17 protein-coding genes, 9 tRNA genes, 2 rRNA genes and 1 pseudogene are annotated in these 23,291 nt (G+C 55.9%); 28 read left to right on the top strand and 1 reads right to left on the bottom strand.

Annotated features, from left to right (window positions below; genetic code table 11):
- The 9 genes from CBW42_RS12890 to CBW42_RS12850 form a co-directional block, all read left to right on the top strand.
- Window positions 1-1,824 (top strand): 23S ribosomal RNA (locus CBW42_RS12890); the annotation flags it as partial.
- 104 nt (window positions 1,825-1,928) lie between these two features.
- Window positions 1,929-2,004: transfer RNA gene (locus tag CBW42_RS12885), tRNA-Lys, on the top strand.
- 38 nt (window positions 2,005-2,042) lie between these two features.
- Window positions 2,043-2,117: transfer RNA gene (locus tag CBW42_RS12880), tRNA-Glu, on the top strand.
- Window positions 2,118-2,183: 66 nt separating this feature from the next.
- Window positions 2,184-2,300: ribosomal RNA gene (rrf, locus tag CBW42_RS12875) — 5S ribosomal RNA — on the top strand.
- Window positions 2,301-2,335: 35 nt separating this feature from the next.
- Window positions 2,336-2,411, top strand: a tRNA-Asn gene (locus CBW42_RS12870).
- Window positions 2,412-2,481: 70 nt separating this feature from the next.
- Window positions 2,482-2,558 (top strand) — tRNA-Ile (locus tag CBW42_RS12865).
- Between the two features lie 75 nt (window positions 2,559-2,633).
- Window positions 2,634-2,709, top strand: a tRNA-Trp gene (locus tag CBW42_RS12860).
- A 4-nt stretch (window positions 2,710-2,713) separates the two neighbouring features.
- Window positions 2,714-2,790: transfer RNA gene (locus CBW42_RS12855), tRNA-Asp, on the top strand.
- Window positions 2,791-2,792: 2 nt separating this feature from the next.
- Window positions 2,793-2,868: transfer RNA gene (locus tag CBW42_RS12850), tRNA-Thr, on the top strand.
- A gap of 161 nt (window positions 2,869-3,029) precedes the next feature.
- On the opposite strand, the gene CBW42_RS12845 is transcribed toward CBW42_RS12850, so the two are convergent.
- Window positions 3,030-3,440 carry a hypothetical protein gene (locus CBW42_RS12845; protein WP_087022301.1) on the bottom strand — a complete coding sequence of 137 codons (411 nt, stop codon included), beginning with the start codon at window positions 3,438-3,440 and terminating at the stop codon, window positions 3,030-3,032.
- Window positions 3,441-3,696: 256 nt separating this feature from the next.
- Between CBW42_RS12845 and CBW42_RS12840 the strand changes: the two genes are divergently transcribed.
- The 19 genes and pseudogenes from CBW42_RS12840 to CBW42_RS12750 form a co-directional block, all read left to right on the top strand.
- A tRNA-Phe gene (locus CBW42_RS12840) sits at window positions 3,697-3,772 on the top strand.
- A gap of 6 nt (window positions 3,773-3,778) precedes the next feature.
- A tRNA-Gly gene (locus tag CBW42_RS12835) sits at window positions 3,779-3,854 on the top strand.
- Between the two features lie 579 nt (window positions 3,855-4,433).
- Window positions 4,434-7,796, top strand: a complete 3,363-nt coding sequence (locus CBW42_RS12830; protein WP_087022298.1) for a PD-(D/E)XK nuclease family protein — start codon at window positions 4,434-4,436, stop codon at window positions 7,794-7,796.
- Window positions 7,786-9,555, top strand: a complete 1,770-nt coding sequence (locus CBW42_RS12825) for a UvrD-helicase domain-containing protein (RefSeq protein ID WP_165761187.1) — start codon at window positions 7,786-7,788, stop codon at window positions 9,553-9,555. The genes CBW42_RS12830 and CBW42_RS12825 overlap by 11 nt, the downstream gene beginning before the upstream one ends.
- Window positions 9,504-11,360: a 3'-5' exonuclease gene (locus CBW42_RS12820; protein ID WP_330395866.1), complete on the top strand. Its 1,857-nt coding sequence runs from the start codon at window positions 9,504-9,506 to the stop codon at window positions 11,358-11,360. Before CBW42_RS12825 ends, CBW42_RS12820 begins: the two co-directional genes overlap by 52 nt.
- A 203-nt stretch (window positions 11,361-11,563) precedes the next feature.
- The gene (gene rpmE / locus CBW42_RS12815) at window positions 11,564-11,767 is read left to right on the top strand and encodes a 50S ribosomal protein L31 (protein ID WP_087022289.1); all 204 of its coding nucleotides are present in this window, start codon (window positions 11,564-11,566) and stop codon (window positions 11,765-11,767) included.
- Window positions 11,768-11,849: 82 nt separating this feature from the next.
- The gene (locus CBW42_RS12810) at window positions 11,850-12,233 is read left to right on the top strand and encodes a C-GCAxxG-C-C family (seleno)protein (RefSeq protein ID WP_087022286.1); all 384 of its coding nucleotides are present in this window, start codon (window positions 11,850-11,852) and stop codon (window positions 12,231-12,233) included.
- Between the two features lie 166 nt (window positions 12,234-12,399).
- The gene (locus CBW42_RS12805) at window positions 12,400-13,050 is read left to right on the top strand and encodes a YoaK family protein (RefSeq protein ID WP_087022283.1); all 651 of its coding nucleotides are present in this window, start codon (window positions 12,400-12,402) and stop codon (window positions 13,048-13,050) included.
- Between the two features lie 19 nt (window positions 13,051-13,069).
- Window positions 13,070-14,344 carry a GTPase HflX gene (gene hflX / locus CBW42_RS12800; RefSeq protein ID WP_242969886.1) on the top strand — a complete coding sequence of 425 codons (1,275 nt, stop codon included), beginning with the start codon at window positions 13,070-13,072 and terminating at the stop codon, window positions 14,342-14,344.
- Complete coding sequence (locus CBW42_RS12795) at window positions 14,337-14,969, top strand: YigZ family protein (RefSeq protein WP_087022280.1); 633 nt, start codon at window positions 14,337-14,339, stop codon at window positions 14,967-14,969. Before hflX ends, CBW42_RS12795 begins: the two co-directional genes overlap by 8 nt.
- Before the next feature lie 125 nt (window positions 14,970-15,094).
- Entirely contained in the window at window positions 15,095-16,096 is a 1,002-nt protein-coding gene (locus CBW42_RS12790) for a deoxyguanosinetriphosphate triphosphohydrolase (RefSeq protein ID WP_087022277.1), read from the top strand.
- 68 nt (window positions 16,097-16,164) lie between these two features.
- Window positions 16,165-17,300: pseudogene (gene dnaG, locus CBW42_RS12785) on the top strand (DNA primase); the annotation flags it as partial.
- 192 nt (window positions 17,301-17,492) lie between these two features.
- The gene (locus CBW42_RS15275) at window positions 17,493-17,891 is read left to right on the top strand and encodes a DnaB-like helicase N-terminal domain-containing protein (protein ID WP_330395865.1); all 399 of its coding nucleotides are present in this window, start codon (window positions 17,493-17,495) and stop codon (window positions 17,889-17,891) included.
- 63 nt (window positions 17,892-17,954) lie between these two features.
- Entirely contained in the window at window positions 17,955-19,175 is a 1,221-nt protein-coding gene (gene rpoD / locus CBW42_RS12775) for an RNA polymerase sigma factor RpoD (protein WP_242969885.1), read from the top strand.
- A 36-nt stretch (window positions 19,176-19,211) separates the two neighbouring features.
- The gene (locus CBW42_RS12770; RefSeq protein WP_087022267.1) at window positions 19,212-19,700 is read left to right on the top strand and encodes a deoxycytidylate deaminase; all 489 of its coding nucleotides are present in this window, start codon (window positions 19,212-19,214) and stop codon (window positions 19,698-19,700) included.
- Between the two features lie 178 nt (window positions 19,701-19,878).
- On the top strand, window positions 19,879-20,142 hold the full coding sequence (locus tag CBW42_RS12765) for a hypothetical protein (RefSeq protein ID WP_087022265.1): 264 nt from the start codon (window positions 19,879-19,881) through the stop codon (window positions 20,140-20,142).
- Complete coding sequence (locus tag CBW42_RS12760) at window positions 20,108-20,461, top strand: MarR family winged helix-turn-helix transcriptional regulator (protein WP_087022262.1); 354 nt, start codon at window positions 20,108-20,110, stop codon at window positions 20,459-20,461. Before CBW42_RS12765 ends, CBW42_RS12760 begins: the two co-directional genes overlap by 35 nt.
- Window positions 20,376-22,556, top strand: coding sequence for an ABC transporter ATP-binding protein (locus CBW42_RS12755; RefSeq protein ID WP_087022259.1), 2,181 nt, complete (start codon window positions 20,376-20,378; stop codon window positions 22,554-22,556). The genes CBW42_RS12760 and CBW42_RS12755 overlap by 86 nt, the downstream gene beginning before the upstream one ends.
- Before the next feature lie 17 nt (window positions 22,557-22,573).
- The coding region (locus tag CBW42_RS12750; RefSeq protein ID WP_205703642.1) for an ABC transporter permease at window positions 22,574-23,291 on the top strand (718 nt) is incomplete at its 3' end.

Here is a 23,291-nt window from a genome sequence, read left to right as displayed (position 1 = left end):
GGAAACAGCCCAGATCCGCAGCTAAGGTCCCAAATGAATACTAAGTGGAAAATGATGTGAAATTGCTAAGACAACCAGGATGTTGGCTTAGAAGCAGCCACTCATTCAAAGAGTGCGTAATAGCTCACTGGTCGAGTGATTTTGCGCAGAAAATTTAACGGGGCTAAGTATTCAACCGAAGCTCGGGCAATGTTTGAAACATTGGTAGGGGAGCGTCGTATGCGGGGTGAAGCGTGATCGGAAGGACACGTGGACTTCATACGAGTGAGAATGCCGGAATAAGTAGCGAGAATTATGTGAGAATCATAATGGCCGAAAATCTAAGGTTTCTTGGGAAGGTTCGTCCGCCAAGGTTAGTCGGGAGCTAAGGCGAGGCCTAACGGCGTAGTCGATGCACATACGGTTGATATTCCGTAACCACCGAAGATGTTAAGCTGAGGGACACTTTCATTAAGTCTGACCCGGGCGATGGTTGCCCGGGCGTAAGGGACCGAAATATAGTAGGGAAGCAGATGGCGTGAGAGGCGAGAAAAGCTCAGTGTATTGTCCAGGTGCCCGTACCGCAAACCGACACAGGTAGATGGGATGAGTATTCTAAGGCCAACGGGAGAATGGTTGTTAAGGAACTCGGCAAATTGGCCCSGTAACTTCGGAATAAGGGGCGCCTCTGAGAAGAGGCCGCAGTGAAARGGCCCAAGCGACTGTTTAGCAAAAACACAGCTCTCTGCTAAATCGAAAGATGACGTATAGGGGGTGACGCCTGCCCGGTGCTGGAAGGTTAAGAGGAGATGTTAGAGCAATCGAAGCATTGAATTTAAGCCCCAGTAAACGGCGGCCGTAACTATAACGGTCCTAAGGTAGCGAAATTCCTTGTCAGGTAAGTTCTGACCSGCACGAATGGCGTAACGATTTGGGCACTGTCTCAACAGCCAGCCCGGCGAAATTGTAGTACCGGTGAAGATGCSGGTTTCCCGCAACTAGACGGAAAGACCCCATGGAGCTTCACTGTAGCTTGATATTGGATTTCGATATTTCATGTACAGGATAGGKKGGAGGCTTGGAAGCAAGTGCGCCAGCATTTGTGGAGCCAACCTTGGGABVVCDCTTGGAATATTGGAATTCTAACCTGCGGCSATGAATCTGGTCGGGGGACACTGTCAGGTGGGCAGTTTGACTGGGCGGTCGCCTCCTAAAGAGTAACGGAGGCGCTCAAAGGTTCGTTCAGCACGGATGGAAATCGTGCAGTGAGTGTAAACGCAAAAACGAGCCTGACTGCGAGACTGACGGGTCGAGCAGGAACGAAAGTTGGAGTTAGTGATCCGGSGGTATGTGAATGGAAATGCCGTCGCTCAACGGATAAAAGCTACCCTGGGGATAACAGGCTGATCTCCCCCAAGAGTCCACATCGACGGGGAGGTTTGGCACCTCGATGTCGGCTCATCGCATCCTGGGGCTGAATTCGGTCCSAAGGGTTKGGCTGTTCGCCAATTAAAGCGGTACGCGAGCTGGGTTCAGAACGTCGTGAGACAGTTCGGTCCCTATCTGTTGCGGGSGKRGGAAATTTGAACGGAGCTGTCCTTAGTACGAGAGGACCGGGATGGACATACCTCTGGTGCACCAGTTGTTCTGCCAAGGGCATAGCTGGGTAGCTAAGTATGGACGAGATAARCGCTGAAGGCATCTAAGCGTGAAACTCCCCGTAAGATAAGATTTCCCATTCTTCGGAAGTAAGACCCCACGTAGACGATGTGGTTGATAGGTCAGGAGTGGAAGTACAGTAATGTATGCAGCGGACTGATACTAATAGGTCGAGGGCTTGACCTGAATTATGATTTGGGTAAACTCGGAAAAAGCTTCTGTCACGAGTATTGCTGTTCAGTTTTGAGGGCGCAGATAATGCAAAACTCACGAGAAAAAGTTGACGAAATGCACCATTAGCTCAGATGGTAGAGCAACTGACTCTTAATCAGTGGGTCCTGGGTTCGAGTCCCCGATGGTGTACCACTTCTTTCTGGACACCGATAAATACGGTGTGTGGAAATGGCCCGTTGGTCAAGCGGCTAAGACGACGGCCTCTCACGCCGTAAACGGGAGTTCGATTCTCCCACGGGTCACCAATTTTTCTTGACATAACGCAGATAATGTGTTATAGTAACAAAGGTCTTTTCTGAAAAGAAAAGGTAGTAGGTGTTTTTTGTGATGAGGGTACACCCGTTCCCATTCCGAACACGGTAGTTAAGCTCATTTACGCCGACAATACTTGGCTGGCGACGGCCTGGGAAGATAGGTCGATGCCTACACAAAAGCGATCTGAGAAATCAGATCGCTTCGATATTCCTCAATAGCTCAGTTGGTAGAGCATGCGGCTGTTAACCGCAGGGTCGTTGGTTCGAGTCCAACTTGAGGAGCCATTAAGATTGTTCGCCGTCATATAATAGAGTTATGTGACGGCGAAAATCATATACAGACCATTTTGATTATGGGCCTTTAGCTCAGTTGGTTAGAGCAACCGGCTCATAACCGGTCGGTCCCGGGTTCGAGTCCCCGAAGGCCCACCACTTATTTTTCTTTTATTGCAAAAGGGAAAGAGAGCAAAAGGAAGCGGTTGGCTGCAAAACTCGGCTTGCTTATACAGGGGTATAGCTCAGCTGGTAGAGCAGCGGTCTCCAAAACCGCGTGCCGAGGGTTCGATCCCTTCTGCCCCTGCCATTTTGGCCCAGTAGTTCAGTTGGTTAGAACGCTAGCCTGTCACGCTAGAGGTCGACGGTTCGAGCCCGTTCTGGGTCGCCAATGCTGCTATAGCTCAGTCGGTAGAGCGCATCCTTGGTAAGGATGAGGTCAGCAGTTCAAATCTGCTTAGCAGCTCCATTAAGAGCCTGATTTCGTGTGAAATCAGGCTCTTTTCATACGTTTGGGCGCTTAAATCGGAAGAAAATGTTGATTTAAGACGTTTTTAAAACCAGCAGCATTGATGCGACTTTTCGGACTTTATATAACAAAAAGTCCGCTGAAAAGCGGACTTTGGTGGTTTATTTGCACTGAGATAGTTCTTCTTTTTCAGATTGCTCTTGAGGAGCTGTGTTCAGGAACCTGCGGATGAAAAACAGCAATGCCACGCCAACTACGGTCAGCAGATTTTCCAGCGGTGTGGTTTCGTGGACAATCATTTCACGCGACAGGGCAAAGGCGATGATATCCAGAACGGATTCAACCTTGTGGCTGGCGATCATCTTGATGAATTCGACGCCGATGATGATGTAACTGGCATTGCCCAGCCCGGCCTGGAAGGTTGTAGCATTGCCCAGACTGTGCAAAGGCTCGAACGGCATGATCATACCCAGTCCGCAAACAATACACAGCATAAGGACACAAATGCCAATGAACAATTCGAGGATGGATGCTGCTTTGTACAAATGCTCGGAAACAGAGAATGCTTTCATGGATGCCTCCTGCTTGTTATTTATTGTGATATGCTGCTATGATACCATGTTTCGGGTAGGATGACAAGGGGCTGGATATCAGACATATTTCCAGAAATACAAAAAATTGAAAAAAGTCGAAAAAAGTTCTTGACTTTTCCGCGACCATGTTTTATACTATACAAGCACTGCAAAAGTGCGGTGTTCTTCACGCCACACATCAAAAATGGCGTTTTCGATACTCTTTTTGTTGCGATGAGCAGCAGAAAGACCCTTTGCCTCTGTAGCTCAGTTGGTAGAGCAGGGGACTGAAAATCCCCGTGTCGGTGGTTCGATTCCGCCCGGAGGCACCAATATTTGCGGATGTAGCTCATCTGGTAGAGCGCCACCTTGCCAAGGTGGAGGTAGCGAGTTCGAGCCTCGTCATCCGCTCCAGCAAAGCAATCGAGAGATTCGGTTGCTTTTTTCGTATGCAGGAACAACGGTGTGAAACGAACACGCTGCCTCCACCCGTCCGCCAAAGGCGGACTTTGAATTGAGGTACGGGTTCCCTGAAAAAACGAAGTTTTTTTAGGGTGTGATAGCGAGTTCGAGCCTCGTCATCCGCTCCAGCAAAGCAACCGAGAGATTCGGTTGCTTTTTTCGTATGCAGGAACAACGGTGTGAAACGAACACGCTGCCTCCACCCGTCCGCCAAAGGCGGACTTTGAATTGAGGTACGGGTTCCCTGAAAAAACGAAGTTTTTTTAGGGTGTGATAGCGAGTTCGAGCCTCGTCGCGTCGCTGCGGGCTGCATATCATTCGGAAGAATTTTGCGAGCAAAATTCTCCCTCATTCCTTCCGCCACAGCTCCTTTCCAAATCCCAACCGCCGTTGCTGGGTTGTGACTTGGTGCTGGCAACCGAGAGATTCGGTTGCTTTTTTTGTGTTTGCATAGTTTGGGAATTTTCTTCACCTTCTTTTTTGTGTGTGGTTCTGGTATACTGTGTACAGCAAAGAAATGGCGGTGAATTGATGATGGAACTGTTGATGGGACGCGCGGGAAGCGGAAAAACGACTGCAATCCTGCGGCGCATTGCGTCGAGGGAATCCAGCGGAAAACGGCAGATTTTGATTGTGCCGGAACTGGCATCACATGAATATGAGCGCATGCTGGCGCAGAGTACGGGAAATACCGGTTCACGGTTTGCTGAGGTGCTGACCTTTCGGCGCATTGCCAACCGCGTGTTTTCTGAAGCGGGCGGACTGGCGGATACGGTACTCACACCGGCGGGTCGGCTGCTGGTGCTATATGAAGCGGCACGGCGCGCTTCTGACGCACTGACAGTGTATGGCGGGGCCACGCGCAAGCCAGATATTCTGCGCGATCTGCTGCGCGTGCTGGATGAGATGAAATGCAGCTGTGTTTCAGCAGAGGATATGCTGCGGGCAGCAGAGGAAGCGGAGGGACATTTGTCCGACAAGCTGCGTGATCTGGGCGAGATTGCCATGGTATATGATACAATGACAGAAGAGCAGTTGCCTGATCCGCGCGATCAGTTGACGCGTGTGGCGGAACGCCTGCCGGACAGCACGCTGTTTGAACATACAGAGGTCTACCTCGACCGCTTTGACAGCTTTAACAAGCAGGAGCTGGAAATTCTGGCGTATTTGCTCCGTCAAAAGATACCTGTGACGGTTGCGCTGACCGGTGATCCAAAGCAGCCGGAGCTGTTTCCGGAGGCACATGCAGCGATGGCACGGCTGCGCGCATTTGCCGGACGATGTGGCGATTCATTTGAGCTGACCATACAGGAGGACAGCGGCATGCCGCGCCCGTCTGATCTGGCGGTACTGGAGCGGTATGCGTTGGAAGCGCCTGCCCGACAGTTTGAGAGTGATGGTGAAAGCGTACAACTGCATGCAGCGGGAGATTTATTTTCCGAGTGTGAATTTGCCGCGGCGTATATCCGGCAGCTGCTGCGCGAAACAGACGCCAGACGGCGTGATATTGTTGTGACGGCGCGCAATTTTGAGCAATATGCGCCCATTCTGGAGCTGGTATTTGACCGCTATGATATTCCGGTGTTTTTGAGCGAAAAGCATGATATTTTGCAAAAACCGGTGCTCGCGCTGGTCGGCGCGGCACTGCGTACCGTTACAGGCGGCTGGCGATATGAGGATATGTTTGCCTATTTGAAGACCGGTTTTGCCGGGCTGACAGCAGATGAATGCGATGAGCTGGAAAATTATGTGCTGTTCTGGCGCATTCGCGGCACGGCATGGCAGCAGCCGTTTACCGGTAATCCGGACGGCTTTGGCGGCGTGATGGATGACAAAGCACAGCAGGTGCTTGTGCATCTCAATGAGCTGCGCGAACGCGCAGTTCAGCCGTTAATCACATTAAAAGATGGACTGAATCAGGCGGAGACTGCGACGCAGTATGTACAGGCACTGTATACGTTTCTGGAACAGCTGGGCGCGGCGGACAGCATTGCGGCGCGCGCACAACTGCATGAGGATGCCGGACGCTTGCAGACGGCTGAGGAATATCGCCAGCTGTGGGAAATTCTGATCCAGGCAATGGAGCAGTTTGCCTGGGTGCAGGGAGAGGGACAGATGGAAACCGATACGTTTGTTTCGCTGTTCACATTAGTGCTCGCAGAGTATGACGTCGGGACAATTCCGGTCGCACTCGACCGTGTGACCTGTGGCTCGATTGACCGCGTGTGCCATACCGGCATACCGCATCTGATCGTACTCGGCGTGAATGACGGTGTGCTGCCGGATGCAGGCGAAAGCGGCGGCATTCTGTCCGACAGTGACCGTGAAACGCTGCTCGGCCTGTCAGTCGAGCTGGAAACCGGAGAGGATCGCATGGTGCGCGAACAGGCGGCAGTTTACCGTGTGTTTGCATCGGCATCCAGGACGCTGCTGCTGTCGTGGTGTACGGTCGGCGGGGATGGCGATATGCGCCCGTCGTATCTGATCGGCACCGTGCGGCATTTGCTGCACGGCGTGCCGGAGACCAATGAGAGCGGGCTGGAACAGCGTTACCGGCTGGAAGCGGAGCGCCCGCGCTTTGATCTGGCGTGCCGCGGTGCGGCGCGCGATGTCTCCCCGGCGGCACAGGCTGCGCTTGCGGCCTCTCCGGTTCCGATTATCCCACAGGAAAAATCCGTGCGCGGCCCGCTGACACAATCCGATACCATCCATGCGCTGTATGGAAACCGGCTGCGCGTTACCGCATCGCGTGTCGATGCGTTTTATCGCTGTGAATACGCCTATTTCCTGCGGTATGGTCTGCGGGCGAAGGAGCGCCGCCGCGCGGCATTCGACGCGCCGGAAACCGGTACCTTCTTGCACTATGTTCTGGAGCATACACTGCATGACCTGCATGAGCAGGGCGGCACAGGTGCGCCTGCGCGTGATGATGTGCATGCCATGGCAAAGAAATGGACACAGGTATATGTCGAGACCGCGCTGGGTGGTCTGGAACAGCATTCCGCACGGTTCCGCCACCTGTTCCGGCGGTTGGTGCGCATGCTGGATGAAATTCTCGACAATCTGCTGTATGAAATGGAGCGTTCGGATTTCGAGCCGATTGACTTCGAGCTGGACTTTTCACGCGGCGGAGATCTGCCGCCGATTGCCATTGACAGCCCGGATGGCAGGCTGGAGCTGAACGGCAAGGTTGACCGCGTTGACGGCTATATCAAGGACGGCACGCTGTATGTGCGCGTCATGGACTATAAGAGCGGACAGAAAAAATTTGAGCTGTCCGATCTGTGGTATGGGCTGAATGTTCAGCTGCTGCTGTATCTGTTTGCCATCCAGAAGCATGGGACGGAGCGCTACCGCGCAAAGCTGGCACAGCAAATCGATGAAATCGTTCCGGCGGGCGCATTGTATATCCCGACGCGCAGTGCACTGGTCAATGCACCGCGCGGCACGGATGAGGAAACCATCGAGCAGCTGCGGCGCAAACAGCTGCGGCGTTCCGGCCTGTTGTTGGATGACCCCGAAGTGATCGAGGCGATGGAACACGGCATCACAAAGGACGGCGAATTTCTGCCGATTGGCTACCTGAAAAAGGGAAGCATGTCGGCGGCGAGCCAGAACAGTCTTGCGAGCATGGAGCAGCTGGGCAAGCTGAGCAAGCATATTCGGCACATCCTGCGCAGCATGGGGCATGAGCTGATGGAAGGCAAAATGGATGCACGCCCGGTGCGGCGCGGCCCGACGGAGGACGCCTGTACCTGGTGTCCGTACCGCGCTGTGTGCCGCTTTGACGCAAAGCTGGGCGATAAGCCACACAACATCGCCAAGATCAAGCCGGAGGACTTCTGGCAGGAGATTGACCGCGAATTGGAAGGAGAGGATGGACATGGGCGTTAACTGGACAGCGGAACAGCAGGCGGCGATTTCCAACCGCGGCGGTACACTGCTGGTTTCGGCGGCAGCCGGTTCGGGCAAGACCGCCGTGCTGGTTGAACGCGTTTTGCAGCGTGTGACCGACCCGGACAACCCGTGTGACATCGATTCATTTCTCATTGTCACATTTACCAAAGCCGCGGCGAGCGAGATGCGCGGCAAAATTGCCGACGCACTGACTGCACTTGCCGCACAGCATCCGCGCGACATCCGCCTGCGGCGCCAGTTGATGCTGGTACACCGCGCGAAAATCACGACAGTGCATGCGTTCTGCATGAGCCTGCTGCGCGAGCATTTCCACGAACTGGGCCTGCCGCCGGATTTCCGCACGGCGGATGAGAGTGAACAGGCGGCGATGCAGGCAGATGTGCTGGAGGATGTACTCGAAGCGCAGTATGCGCGCGAAGAGGACGGCTTTGCCGCACTGGTCGACATTCTCAGCGCGGGGCGCGATGACAAGCGCCTGCAAGATATTGTGCTGGAAACCTTCCGCAATTTGCAGGCATCGCCGCATCCGGCGCGCGTACTGGCGGGCTATCGGGAACAGTTTGTGCGCCCGTTTGACCGGTTGGCAGATACCGACTGGGGACGCGAGCTGCTGGATACCGCAAAAGGGCGCATTCAATATGCGATTGCCGCGTTGGAAAATGCGCTGGATGAAATGCAGGGTGCGGAAGATGTGCGTGTCAAATATGAACCGGCCTTTCAGGACGATGTAAACGCCGCGCGCACGCTGCTCACGCTGGTTGAGGACGGTGCATGGAATGCAGCGGTGCAGCAGTGCCGTGAGGTGCGGCGCAGCCGTGCCCGGCTGGGCGCCGTGCGCGGCTATGAGGACAAGGCATTTCTCGATCGGCTCAAGCAGGCACGCGAAACCTGGAAGGAAATTTCATTTGAGCTGATGGACAGTGTGCTGTGCATGACGGAGGAAGAAGTCCGGCTGGATATGGACATGATGGCACCCGCCGTGTGCGCGCTGTGCGATACGGTACAGGCGTTCATGGATGCCTACCAGCAGGAGAAGCTGCGGCGCGGTGTCGTGGATTTCAACGACCTCGAGCACTTCGCGGTCGAACTGCTGACCGATGCGGACGGTGCGCCGACCCAACTGGCCAACGACATGCATTTTTCCGAAATCATGGTCGACGAATACCAGGATACCAATGCGGTGCAGGACGCGATTTTTCGCGCAGTCAGCGATGAGGAAAAAAACATCTTTATGGTCGGCGATGTCAAACAGAGCATTTACCGCTTCCGTCTCGCCAATCCAGCGATTTTTCTGCAAAAATATCTGGCGTACCGCGATGCGGAGGACGTCACCGATGCCGCGCCGCGCCGTGTCGTGCTCTCCAAAAACTTCCGTTCGCGCCCACAGGTGCTTGACAGCGTCAATTTCCTGTTTTCTGCCCTGATGAGCGAACAGCTGGGCGATCTGGATTACACTGACCGCGAAGCGCTGCATGTCGGCGCGTCGTTCCCGGAAGGCACGGATGATTACCGCACGGAGGTCTGCCTGCTCGAGACACAGACGGACGATGAGGACGCGCCGGAGGCCATCCGACAGGAGGCGGACTACTGTGCCGGGCGCATCCGGGAGATGCTGGAGGGCGGCTTCCGCGTGACCGACAAACAGACGGGAGAACTGCGCCCTGCCGCCCGGAGGACTTTGTCATCCTGCTGCGCTCTGCAAAAAACAAGGCGCCTGTTTTCCAGAAGGCGCTGAGTGAATGCGGCATTCCGGCGGGCGCGGATGCGCCGGACGACATGCTGGACACACCGGAGGTGCATACGCTGGTGTCGTGGTTGGAAATTGTGGACAACCCGCGGCAGGATGTGCCGCTGCTGGCGGCGCTGACTTCGCCGCTGGCGGGCTTTACCGAGCAGGAACTGGCAGAGATTCGGCTGGCTGACCGCGACAGTGATTTTTATACTGCGATGCGCGCGTCGGCGGAGACAAACGAAAAGGCGCGCGCGTTTCTGGAACAGCTGGAAGAGCTGCGCCTGTTTGCGGCGGATGTGCCGGTGCGCCAGCTGCTGTGGCATATTGTGGACAGCACAGGTGCAATGGGTATTTTTGGCGCGATGCCGGGCGGACGCGCACGACAGCACCACATCACGGCGCTGACTGAGCTGGCGGGCTCGTTTGAGCGCGGCGGCAGCCGCGGCCTGTTTGCCTTTGTGCGTTTTTTGCGGGAGCTGCGCGAGACCGGCGGCACGCTGACTGTGCCGGACAGCGAGGAAGCCGCAGGCATGGTGCGCATCATGACGATTCACAAATCCAAGGGATTGGAATTCCCGATTGTCATTCTGGCGAACTGCGCGAAGCAGTTCAACGAGCTCGACCTGCACAAGCCTGTGCTGCTGCACGAGCGCATGGGGATCAGCATGCGCTGCCGCGACATGGCGCGCGGCATCCAGTACGACGGGCTCGACCGGCGGGCGATGGCGTGTGCGCTGCGCCGCGAAATGGTGAGCGAGGAGCTGCGCGTGCTGTATGTCGCACTGACGCGCGCAAAGGAAAAGCTCATCTGTACGTGCGCAGTGCGTGATACGGCGAAGCAGGCGGAAAAATGGGCGGCGATTGCGTCGCTCGACCCGATTCCGCCGTATGCGCTGGCGGGCGCAAATCAGTATGCGCTGTGGCTGTGCGTGCCGCTGATGCGCCATCCAAATGCCACGCAGCTGCGCGCACTGTGTTCCCAGCCGCCGGAGCTGGATGTGTACGCACCTGACTGCTTTGCCGTGCGCCTGGTGCCGTATCGACGGCAGGAAGGCGTCGAGCTGGCAGAGGTACACGGGACATTTGCGGAGAGCGAACGGTTGGAGGCGCCTGTGCTGCGCCCATATGCCGCCGATGTACTCAGCGATCTGCCGTCCAAGCTGACGGCGACCGCCATCACCGACTCCTTTCGCGCGCAGGAGGCGCAGGAGGATACCCAGCCGCCAAAGTACAGTACCGAATTGCGGCGTCCGTTCTTTGACCGCGACGCGCGCGGGTTGACGCCGTCGGAAATCGGGACGGCGCACCATCTGTTTTTGCAGTTCTGTGATTTTGCCCGCTGCGAGAGTGCGGAAGGGCGTGCCGCCGAGCGCGAACGCCTGCGGGAACGGCATATTCTGAGCGACGCGCAGGCAGATGCCATTCGGATGGACAACATCGCCGCTTTTTTTGAATCTGACCTCTACCGGGAGCTGAAGGGCGCGCAGGCGGTGCACCGCGAGTTTAAATTTTCCGTGCTCGTCCCGGCGGGAGACTACTATCCACAGGCTGTGGATTTCCCGGAGGAGCGCGTGCTCATGCAGGGCGTTATCGACTGCCTGATTGAAACCAAAGACGGTCTTCTGGTGCTCGATTTCAAGACCGACCGCGTGCCGAAGAGCCGGGTGCGTGAACGTGCGGAGCAATACCGTGCCCAGCTGTCCGCCTACCGACGCGCGGCGGAGGAGGTGTTCGGCAGGCCGGTGCAGGCGTGTGCGCTGTTTTTCCTGCACAGTGGGCAGACGGTCTGGCTGCGCGGGACGGAATAAGCCATACGGCGGAAAATCAGAAAAAAACCGCGAAAAAGACCGCGAAAAAGACCGGGTTTTCGGTATAGCCCGCCGATTTCCGAGGAAAACCGCCTCCGTTCAACAAAATATGCTCGAAACAAAAAAGTTCTTGCATTTCAAAGGCCGTTGTGATATCATAATTTTACGACTGTAAGGCTTATGCGGAAAGAGGTGAATCGAAAATGAAGGAAGGAATCCATCCGGACTACAAGCCGACTACCATTCGTTGTGCTTGTGGCGCTGTATATGAGACCGCTTCCACCAAGGAGAATATCTCGGTAGAAATCTGCTCCAAGTGCCACCCGTTCTTTACCGGTAAGCAGAAGCTCGTTGATACCGGCGGACGTGTTGACCGCTTCAAGAGAAGATTCAATCTTGACAAGTGATTTTATGAACCCGTCCCTCTCTGGGGCGGGTTTTTGCTTGCCGGATTTGTTACAAAATACGAGGATTATGGAGGAATGACAGATGTTAAAGGAACGCGCAACGGAATATTACAACAACGGCTACAACTGTGCGGAGACCATCATCCGTGCGGCAAATGACGAATACCGGCTCGGCCTGACTGAGGAGGCCATGAAGCTGTGCGGCGGCTTTGGCGGCGGCATGGGCTGCGGCAAGGCATGCGGTGCGCTGTGCGGCGGCATCAGCGCCATCAGCGCAAAGCTGATCGATACCAAGGCGCATGAAACACCGGAGCTGCGTGCGGACTGCACCAGGCTGGTCGCGGCATTCAACCGCATTCTCGGCGACACCGAATGTAAGAATCTGAAGGCGAAATATTATTCAGGCTCCGGCTGCCTGGAGACCGTCCTGCTCGGCTGCGAGGCGCTTGAGAGCGTCATGGAGTGAGAACAGTCTGAAATTCGCACGGAAAGGAGTCGCTTTTTGTCAGCGGCTTCTTTTTTTGCCCATTTTGATTGAAAAAGCGGGAAAATCATAGTATGATATAAAATTGATCTGATATACTATTTTTTGACGAAAGAGGGTGTGTCCTGTGGCCGGGAAACACGGGCAGATGTCCGAATCGCTGCTGGTCGGAACGCTGCTGGCGCTCGCCGGCGGATTCATGGATGCCTATACCTATCTGATCCGCGACCAGGTATTTGCCAACGCACAGACCGGCAACATTGTCCTGTTCGGTGTTCACCTGATGAACGGGGAATGGCGGCAGGCTCTGCATTATTTTATCCCGATTGTGTCCTTTTCCGTGGGCGTGCTGCTCGTGCTGGCGATTCGGGCACGTATGCAGGAAAACCGCACGCTGCACTGGCGGCAGCTGGTGCTTGTGCTGGAAATTGTCCTGCTGTTTGTAGTGGCATTTTTGCCGCAGCAGATGAATATGCTGGCAAATGTGCTGGTGTCGTTTACCTGTGCGATGCAGGTCGAGTGCTTTCGCAAGATTCGCGGCGTGACCTGCGCCACGACGATGTGTACGGGCAATCTGCGCTCCGGCACCGAGCTGCTGTGGAATTACCGCAGGTCGGGCGATCCCGACCAGAAGCGGCGCGGAATGCATTATATTATTGTAGACCTCGTGTTTGTCGCCGGGGCAATGCTCGGCGCACTGGTCACGCGGTTTACAGCGGAAAAGGCCATTCTGACGGCATGTGTGCTGCTGGGCGCGGCGTTTATCGCCATGTTTTTGGAGGAAGATATCTTTACCTGACCGGAAGGAGGGACAGGCTGTGGAAGAATGGATGGAAGAAATGGAGCCGGACCGGGCGGTGCTCGTCGGCCTGCATGCGTCGGTGTTTACCGCAGAGGAGGACGCGACCTGGGAGACTCTGGACGAGCTGGAGGCGCTGCTGGAGACCGCGGGCGGCGAATGCGTCGCAAAGATGCTCCAGAGCAGGAATGCACCGGAAGCACGGACTTTTATCGGCGAAGGTAAGTTGCAGGAGTTGACTGAACTGGCGCGCGACAACGATGCGACGCTGATTGTATTCGACAATGAGCTGTCGCCGTCGCAGATGCGTGTGCTGGAGGAAGCAACCGGGCGGCCGGTGCTCGACCGCAGTGCGTTGATTCTGGATATTTTTGCCCAGCGCGCCCGCACAGGCGAGGGCAAGCTACAGGTCGAACTGGCACAGTATCAGTACATTCTGCCGCGTCTGTCCGGTTTGGGCAAGACCATGTCCCGTCTGGGCGGCGGCATTGGCACGCGCGGCCCGGGCGAGAGCAAGCTCGAAAGCGACCGGCGCCATATTCGCCGCCGCATCGACCGCCTGCGCCGCGATCTGGAGGATGTGCGCCGCGTGCGCGCTGTCCAGCGCCGCCAGCGAAAAAAGGCGGAGCTGCCGTTGGTTGCCATTGTCGGCTACACCAATGCGGGCAAATCGACGCTGCTCAACACGCTGACCGATGCGGGCATTGAGGCGAATGACCGCCTGTTTGACACGCTCGACCCCACAACGCGCAAGCTGCGCATTTCCGACACACAGGAGATCCTGCTGTCCGATACCGTTGGATTTATCCGCAAGCTGCCGCATCATCTGGTGTCCGCTTTCAAGGCGACGCTGGAGGAGGTCGCATATGCCGACCTGCTGCTGCATGTCGTAGACATTTCGCGCGAGGACTGGCGCGAGCAGGCGGAAACAGTCGACAAGGTCATTACACAGCTCGGTGCACAGCAGATTCCGCAGATTCTCGTGTGCAACAAGGCGGATCTGTGTGAAAATCCCGACCTGATCCCGTCCGGCGAGGACATTGTGGCGATTTCCGCCAGGCAGGGGCGCGGCATGGAACAGCTGCTGGCGGCGATTGAAAAGGCGCTCGGACGCGGCAAGCACCGCATTACCGTCTGTATCCCGTATGCGGACGGCTATCTGCTCGACGTCATCCATAAGGAAGCAGCGGTGTTTGCCACCGAGTATACCGGCGAGGGCACAAAGCTGGAGATCGAATGCGATGACAAGCTGTATGGTCAGCTGCGCGGATATGAGGTTGCGGCGGATGAATGACAGCTATCTGGTTCCCGCAGGGTACGGCGAGGGGCTGTATGAAGACCGGCGTTCCAAATTCATCGGCGAGATTTTTCCGGTGGAAACGCCGGAGGAGGCCATTGCCAGAATCGCGGAAGTGAAGGCAAAATACCGCGACGCACGCCATCACTGCTATGCCTATATCATCCGCGAGGGCAATTACATGCGCTATTCGGACGATGGCGAGCCGCAGGGCACGGCGGGCATGCCGATGCTCGATGTGCTGCGGCGCGAGAACATCACCAACGTCTGCTGTGTGGTCACGCGCTATTTCGGCGGCGTGCTGCTCGGCACAGGCGGGTTGGTCCGCGCGTATACCAAAAGCGCACAGCTCGGGCTGGAGGCGGCAGGCATCAATCAAATGAGCAGCTATTCCGTCCTGCTCATCACCTGCCCGTATTCACTGCTCGGCGTGGTGCAGAACATCCTGCCAGAGCACGATTGCATGACAGATGACATCGAATATGCCGCCGATGTCACGTTGACCGTCACGCTGCCGGAGGGCGGGGAAGAAGCACTCGCGGCGGCGCTGCGCGACGCGACCAGCGCTGCGGTCGATGTCGAAGTGATGGAAAGCCGCTTCATGGGGCGGCGTCTGCGCTGATCCAACTGTCTACATAAAAATTTTTCAGAAAATTTGCGAAAAAAAGAGGAGTTTGCGGGAGCAGTACGGTATTTATTTATGTACGGGATTTTTCGCAGACGAAGCAGCGAAAGGGGGGCACGCCGATGCGCGAGGATCAGGAACGGCTGGAACGGCTGACGCTGGCAGATTGGGCGACGTTTGCGGACGAAAGCCGCGGACGGGAAAGCGATACCCCGCCGTGCCCGCGCCGCACCTGCTTTCAGCGCGACCGCGACCGCATTGTGCACTGCAAGGCGTTTCGGCGGCTGGGACACAAAACCCAGGTCTTTATTTCCCCCGAAGGAGACCATTACCGCGATCGGCTGACGCATACGCTGGAGGTCGCGCAGATTGCGCGGACGATTGCGCGCAGCCTGCGGCTCAATGAGGATCTGACCGAGGCAGTGGCGCTGGGGCATGACCTGGGGCACACGCCGTTTGGACATGTCGGCGAGCGCACGCTGGACAGCCTGTGCAGCGAAATCGGCGGCTTTCACCACAACAGGCAGAGTCTGCGCGTGGTGGACTGTCTGGAGCGCGACGGCGATGGGCTGAATCTGACATATGAAGTGCGCAATGGCATCGTCTGTCACACCGGCACGGCGCATGCGGAGACACCGGAGGGGCGCATTGTCCACTTCGCCGACCGCATTGCCTATGTCAACCACGACATCGATGACGCCGTGCGCGCCGGACTGATTGTCCCGGCAGACTTGCCGCGGGAGGCGGTGCGCGTGCTCGGCGCGACGCACGGCGACCGCATTGACACGATGGTGGCAGATATGGTGCGCTATGGCGAGACTGAGCATGACATCGGCATGTCTGCCGAGGTGCACGACGCCATGATGGAGCTGCGCGCTTACCTGTTCCGCGAGGTTTATGCCGGGCAGGCACAGGAAGAAGCACACAAGGTCGACGGATTGCTGCGCACGATGCATGCGTATTTTACGCGGCACACCGATGAGCTGCCCGAATTTTATAAAAAACACATCGAACGTGACGGCGCAGAGCGCGTTGCCTGCGACTATATCGCGGGCATGACCGACCGCTTTGCCGTTGCAAAATACACCGAATTATTTATTCCAAGGAGCTGGAACATCAAGTGATTCCCGCACGGGAGAAGGGAAACGCACATGGCAATTGATGATCGTTTTATCGACGAGCTGTCCGCACGGTGCGACATTGTCGACATTGTTTCCCGCTATGTGGCGCTCAAAAGAGCGGTAACAACTATTTTGGGCTGTGTCCGTTCCACAACGAAAAAACCGCATCGTTTTCCGTTGCGCCTGACAAGCAGATTTTTCATTGCTTTGGCTGCGGCGCGGGCGGCGGGCCGATCCGGTTTATCATGAACATCGAAGGGCTGGATTTTCCGGATGCTGTCCGGTTTCTGGCCAGACAGTACAATATGGAGGTGCCCGAAACCGGGGAAAATCCCCGGCACCGGCAGGAGCGCAAGCGTGTGCTCGCGGCGCTCAAAGATGCGGCGCGGTTTTTCTATGCACAGCTGCACGGTCCGGCGGGCACGCAGGCACTGCGGTATTTCCAGCAGCGCAGACTGAGCCGACGCACGATGGGCAATTTCGGGCTGGGCTATGCGCCCGATTCGTTCCACGCGCTGCTCGACGCGATGACCGCACAGGGCTATACAAAGGAAGAACTGGCGGCGGCCGGTCTGATTGCGCGCAGTCAGAACGGTACATATTACGACAAGTTCCGCAACCGTGTCATGTTCCCGATCATCGATGTGCGCGGCGATGTCATCGGCTTCGGCGGGCGCGTCATGGATGACAGCAAACCGAAATACCTCAATTCGCCCGAGACTATGGTCTTTAACAAGCGGCGCAACCTGTTTGCAATGAACCTTGCCAAAAAGACCAGGAGCGAGTATTTCCTGCTCGCCGAGGGCTACATGGATGTCATTGCACTGCATCAGGCGGGCTTTGACAGTGCGGTTGCCTCGCTCGGCACGGCACTGACCGACGAGCAGGCGCGCCTGCTCACACGGTATACCAAGACCGTCATTGTCTGCTATGACGCAGACACGGCGGACAGACCGCTTCTCAGCGCGCGATTGATATTTTGAAAAAAGCCGGGCTGCGTGTGAAAATCCTGCGCATCCCGGGCGCCAAAGATCCGGATGAGTTCATCAAGGCAAAGGGGGCGGAGGCGTTCCGCAAGCTCATTGAGCGCTCGGACAACGACATCCGCTACCGCATTGAGTCCGCACGCGACAAATATGACTTCACGGAGGATGACCAGCGCATTTTGTTCCTGCGCGAGGCGGCGGGGATCATCGCGGCACTGGAAAACCCGGTCGAACGCGATGTCTATACCGCTTCGACCGCGAAGCTCGCGGGTGTGACGCAGGCTGCGTTCCAGCAGGAGGTCAAAAACGCGCAGACACGGCTTCAATATCAACAGAAGCAGCAGTATCATCGGCAGGTGCGCGCACCCGCACAGGCAGCACAGCCAAAGGAGCGCACCATTCATTACGACAACATGCGTTCTGCGCGCGCGGAAGAAGGGCTGCTCGCACTGCTGTTCTCCGACGCATCTCTTTTGCCGGATATGCGGGAAAAAGTTCGCCCGGAGGATTTTTCTTCTCCTGTGCTGGGCAAAATTTATGGACACGCCATTGCGCTGTTCGACAGCGGGCGCGGTATTACCGTTTCGGCGCTGGAGCCTGTGCTCCAGCCGGAGGAAACCGAACTGCTGGTCGCCGCATTGGGCACGGAAATTTCTGCGGATCGGCGGCAGAAAGCAATGGAGGATTATATTGATATTATCGCGGAGCAGAAAGCTGCGCGTGATATACCCGGACAGGATGGCGAGGATCCGCTGCTGCGCAAGGCACAGCTCCAGCGGAAAACCAAGCGGTTCGACGGGACAGAGGGGTAAGGCGTATCGGCATAACATATTGCTGGTATTGCATTTTCAGTTACATTTTTGGAGGCTTAAAGAATGACACAGGACATGGACATGGATGTAAAGAAGCAGGCCGTTATTAAGGATCTGTTGGCGCTGGGTAAGAAAAAGGGCAAGCTCACGCTGAAGGAAATGTCCGATGCGCTGGACTCGATCAGCATGGAGTCGGATGAGCTGGATAAGCTGTATGAGGATTTGGATAAGGCCGGCGTAGAAATCAAGGGCGCCGAGGCGCTGGTCGTTCCGTTGGATAATGAAGAGGAATTCTCCGAAGACGCAGTTGAAGAGGTTCCGAAGGAGGAGCTCGAGGACACCGAGTCGCTCGCAGAGGGCTTTGCGATTGATGACCCGGTGCGCATGTACCTCAAGGAGATCGGTAAGGTTGACCTGTTGACGCCGGAGGAAGAGGTTCAGCTGGCGGAAAAGATGCAGGCGGGCAATGAGGCAAAGGCCCGTCTGGAAGAAATCGAGAAAAATCATGAAAAGGTGGATGAGACCGAGATGCAGGCCATCCGCAAGGCGATCCGCGGCGGTGAAAACGCCAAGAAACGCCTGTCGGAAGCCAACCTGCGACTGGTTGTCTCCATTGCAAAGCGATATGTCGGCCGCGGCATGCTGTTCCTCGACCTGATTCAGGAGGGCAATCTCGGCCTGCTCAAGGCGGTTGAAAAGTTCGACTGCACCAAGGGCTTCAAGTTCTCCACCTATGCGACCTGGTGGATTCGCCAGGCGATTACACGTGCGATTGCCGACCAGGCACGCACCATCCGTATCCCGGTGCATATGGTCGAGACCATCAACAAGGTCATCCGCGTTTCCCGCCAGCTGTTGCAGGAGCTGGGTCATGACCCGCAGCCGGAGGAAATCGCAGAGGAAATGAATATGCCGGTCGAGCGCGTGCGTGAGATCCTCAAGATTGCACAGGAGCCGGTTTCACTCGAAACCCCGATCGGCGAGGAGGAAGACAGCCATCTGGGCGATTTCATCCCGGATGATGACGCACTGGAGCCGGCAGAGGCCGCTTCGTTTACCCTGCTCAAGGAGCAGCTGGTTGAGGTGCTCAAGACGCTGACGCCGCGTGAAGAAAAGGTTCTGCGCCTGCGCTTCGGCATTGAGGACGGCCGCACCCGCACCCTCGAAGAGGTCGGCAAGGAGTTCAACGTAACCCGTGAGCGCATCCGCCAGATCGAGGCAAAGGCACTGCGCAAGCTGCGCCATCCGAGCCGCTCCAAAAAGCTGAAGGACTTTTTGAACTGAGGCACAGTAATTTATTCCCAGAGAGGAGAACTCAACATGGTTCGGCGCGATAAAGACAACTATTATCTGGATATGGCGGAGGTCGCGCTGGAGCGCGGCACCTGCCTGCGCCGCAATTTCGGCGCGGTCATTGTCAAAAATGACGTCATTATTTCTACCGGCTACAACGGTGCACCCGCGCGGCGCGCCAACTGTATCGACCTGAATGTCTGCATCCGTGAACAGCGCAACATCCCGCGCGGCACGCATTATGAGTTCTGTCGTTCGGTACACGCGGAGGCCAATGCCATCATTGCCGCCTCGCGCGAGGAAATGCTCGGCTCGACGCTGTATCTCGTCGGACGCGATGCACAGACCGGAGAAATCATGCCGGATGCCAATTCCTGCCCTATGTGCAAGCGGCAGATCATCAATGCCGGTATCAGCCGCGTTGTCATCCGCCGCGACCACGACCATTATGACGTCGTGGACGTGCAGGAATGGGTCGATCATGACGAGCTGCTTGACGGCCAGATCGGCTATTGATTCATATAATTTCATTGTTTTGCAGAACAGGAATCTCATCCCCCTGAGGGAAACGGGATTCCTGTTTTTTTATCGATGGATCAAGAACACAAAAGTTCACATATTCAACTGTTGATTTGGTCAACCATTTGTGTTAGACTTATGTCTGTTCATCAATATGGGCGAAAGGAGGTTACACATGAACCAACGGGATAAAGAACGGGAAAACCAGCTGATTGTGGAATATTTCCAGACAATGGATACCTACCGGCGTCTGAACTGGGACAGCTTGCTGAAAGGTGTTTCCGGAAGGGAAGTCCAGTTTCTCAAGACAATCGAGCGGTTTCACTGGACACATCCGGAGGTCCCGGGGTGTATGTCAACGATCTTGCAGAGAAGCTGGGGTTACCAAATCCGCAGTTTCCAAAATGCTGCGGCATTTGGAGGAGCGCGGGCTGATTGAGCGGCGCGTTGATCCGGATAACCGCCGCAATACGTTTGTCTGTCTGACAGAAGAGGGCTTTGCCATGGGTGAGCGCCAGCGGGAAAACTATGATGCATTTCTGATGCGCGTTGTGGACTCGCTCGGGAAACACGGTATCTGGACATTGTCGCCGGAATGCGCGAAATGGCACAGTGCATGGCACGTGAGCTTGAATGGGCAAACGAAAATAAAAAAACAGAGGAGGAAACCTGATGCGAGCAATATTTGGCTATTTAAAGGGATCATGGCGGACCGTCTGCGTGGCTTTTGCGCTGCTGATCGTGCAGGCATATTGTGATCTGACGCTGCCGACCTACATGAGCAATATTGTCGACGTCGGTATCCAGCAGAACGGCATTGAAAGCGCCGTGCCGGAACAGATCCGGGCACAGACGCTGTCCGATCTCGAGCTATTTATGACCGACGATGAGATTGAACGGATCAAAACCGGCTATTGGGAAGGCGAAGACGGAATCTGGACGCGCAAGACCTATCTGGATGACGAACAGATGGATGCGCTGGCAGATGCGTTTTCCGTTCCGATGGCGATGCTTTATCAGATGGAAAACAGTGATACGCAGGCGGACAGCACACAGGCGGTACACAGCATGGACGAACTGCGGCAAGCGCTGGATATGGGCCTGGTGACCAAAGACCAGCTGCTGCAAATGCGTGAGCAGGCACTGGACCAGATGGACGGAATATCAGACAGCACGATACAGCAGATCGCCGTCATGTACATTCAGCAGGAATATGAAGCGATGGGCATTGACATGGGCGAGTACCGCAACCACTATCTGTGGAGCATAGGCGGAAAAATGCTCGGCCTCGCCGCACTCAGTGTCTGTGCGGCAATGATTGTCGGACTGCTTGCCAGCCGCACCGGTGCAGGCATCGGACGCGACCTGCGAAACAACGTGTTCGGCAGGGTGCTGAAATTTTCCAATGCCGAGATGAATCAGTTCTCTACGGCATCGCTCATCACGCGCTGTACCAATGATATTCAACAGGTACAGATGGTCTGTGTTATGCTGCTGCGCATGGTGCTGTATGCACCGATCTGTGCGGTTGGCGGCGTTCTCAAGGTCGCACACACCAAAACCGGTATGGGATGGATTATTGTCGTCGCTGTGGCCGCAGTATTTGCAGTGATTGGCACACTGATGTCACTTTCTCTGCCGAAGTTTAAGAAAATGCAGTCACTGGTTGACCGGCTGAACCTGATTAGCCGTGAGATTCTGACCGGCGTTATGCCGATCCGTGCATTCAGCCGGGAAAAGCATGAGGAGGAGCGCTTTGCGGGCGCGAATACCGATCTGATGCGCACACAGCTGTTTACCAACCGTGTTATGACCTTTATGATGCCGGCGATGATGCTGGTTATGAACGGCATTACTGTCATGATTGTCTGGTTCGGCAGCAAGGGCGTCGATCTGGGCAATTTGCAGGTCGGCGATATGATGGCATTTATCAATTATACGATGATGATTGTCATGTCGTTTATGATGCTGACCATGATTTCTATTATGCTTCCGCGCGCCGGCGTTGCAGCGGAGCGCATCAATGAGGTACTGCACACCGAGCCGACTATTATCGACCAGCCGAAGCTCACCGGAGAAGAAGAACAGCGCGATTGGCAGGGACGCATTTGCTTTGATGACGTTTCGTTCCGGTATCCGGGTGCAGATAACGATGCATTGGAGCACATCAGCTTTACCGCAGAGCCGGGCAAAACAACTGCGATCATCGGCTCGACCGGCTGTGGCAAGACGACATTGCTCAATCTGATTCCACGTCTGTACGATGTCACAGAAGGTCGGGTCACGCTGGACGGCGTGGATGTGCGCGATATTACGCAGAAGACGCTGCGCGACCAGCTGGGCTATGTGCCGCAGAAGGGCATTCTGTTTTCCGGCGACATTGCGTCCAACCTGAAATTTGCCGAAGGCGTCACGGATGACGACATGAAACAGGCTGCGGAGATTGCGCAGGCGACCGAGTTTATCGAAGGCAAGCTCGACCGCTATCACAGCCCCATTGCACAGGGCGGCAGCAACGTATCCGGCGGACAGAAGCAGCGTCTGTCAATTGCGCGTGCCGTCGCCAGACATCCGAAGGTGTTCCTGTTCGATGATTCGTTCTCCGCATTGGACTATAAGACTGACGCCGCGCTGCGCCATGCGCTCAGCGAAAATGTCGGCGATGCAACGGTCATTATCGTTGCACAGAGAATTTCTACCATTCTGCATGCCGATCAGATCATTGTACTCAATGAGGGTAGAATTGACGGCATCGGCACACATGCAGAGCTGCTGCGCTCGTGCCAGACCTACCGGGAGATTGCGGAAAGCCAGCTGAGTGCAAAGGAACTGGAAGGAGGCGCTACCAAGTGAGTGAACCGAGAAGACCGATGCACCGGGGACCGGGCGGCCCTCCGGGAGCAGCCGTAGAAAAGGCAAAGAATTTCCGGGGTACCCTGCGCAAGCTGCTGTCCTATATCGGCAGCTACCGCTTTGGCGTACTTGCCGTTCTGATTTTTGCCGTTGGCAGCACGATTTTCAACATTTCTGGCCCGAAAATTTTGAGTAAATCCATTACCATCCTGTATGAAGGATTGGTGGCAAAGCTGTCCGGCACCGGCGCGATTGACTTTGCGCGGATTGGCAAAATCCTGCTGTTGTTGCTTGGCATCTATCTGCTGAGCGCAGGTTTTGCCTTTATTCAGGGCTGGATTATGACCGGCATCACGCAGAAGGTCTGCTTCCGGATGCGCCGGGAAATCAGTGAGAAAATCAATCGCCTGCCGCTGGGCTATTTTGAGAGCCGCACGGTCGGTGAAGTACTCTCCCGTATTACAAACGATGTCGATACGCTCGGACAGAGCCTGAACCAGAGCGTGACGCAGTTGATTACATCGGTGACAACAATTGTCGGTGTTCTGATTATGATGCTGACCATCAGCCCGCTGATGACACTGATTGCGCTTGTCATCCTGCCTGTTTCGCTGCTGTTTGTCATGCTGGTCGTGCGCATCAGCCAGAAATATTTCCGCGCACAGCAGAAATATCTGGGCGATATCAATGGTCAGATTGAGGAGACCTTTTCCGGTCACAATGTCGTGCGTGTGT

The organism is Butyricicoccus porcorum (assembly GCF_002157465.1).
In the GTDB taxonomy this organism is placed as follows: domain Bacteria; phylum Bacillota; class Clostridia; order Oscillospirales; family Butyricicoccaceae; genus Butyricicoccus_A; species Butyricicoccus_A porcorum.
This window is presented reverse-complemented; position numbering and strand designations above follow the sequence as displayed.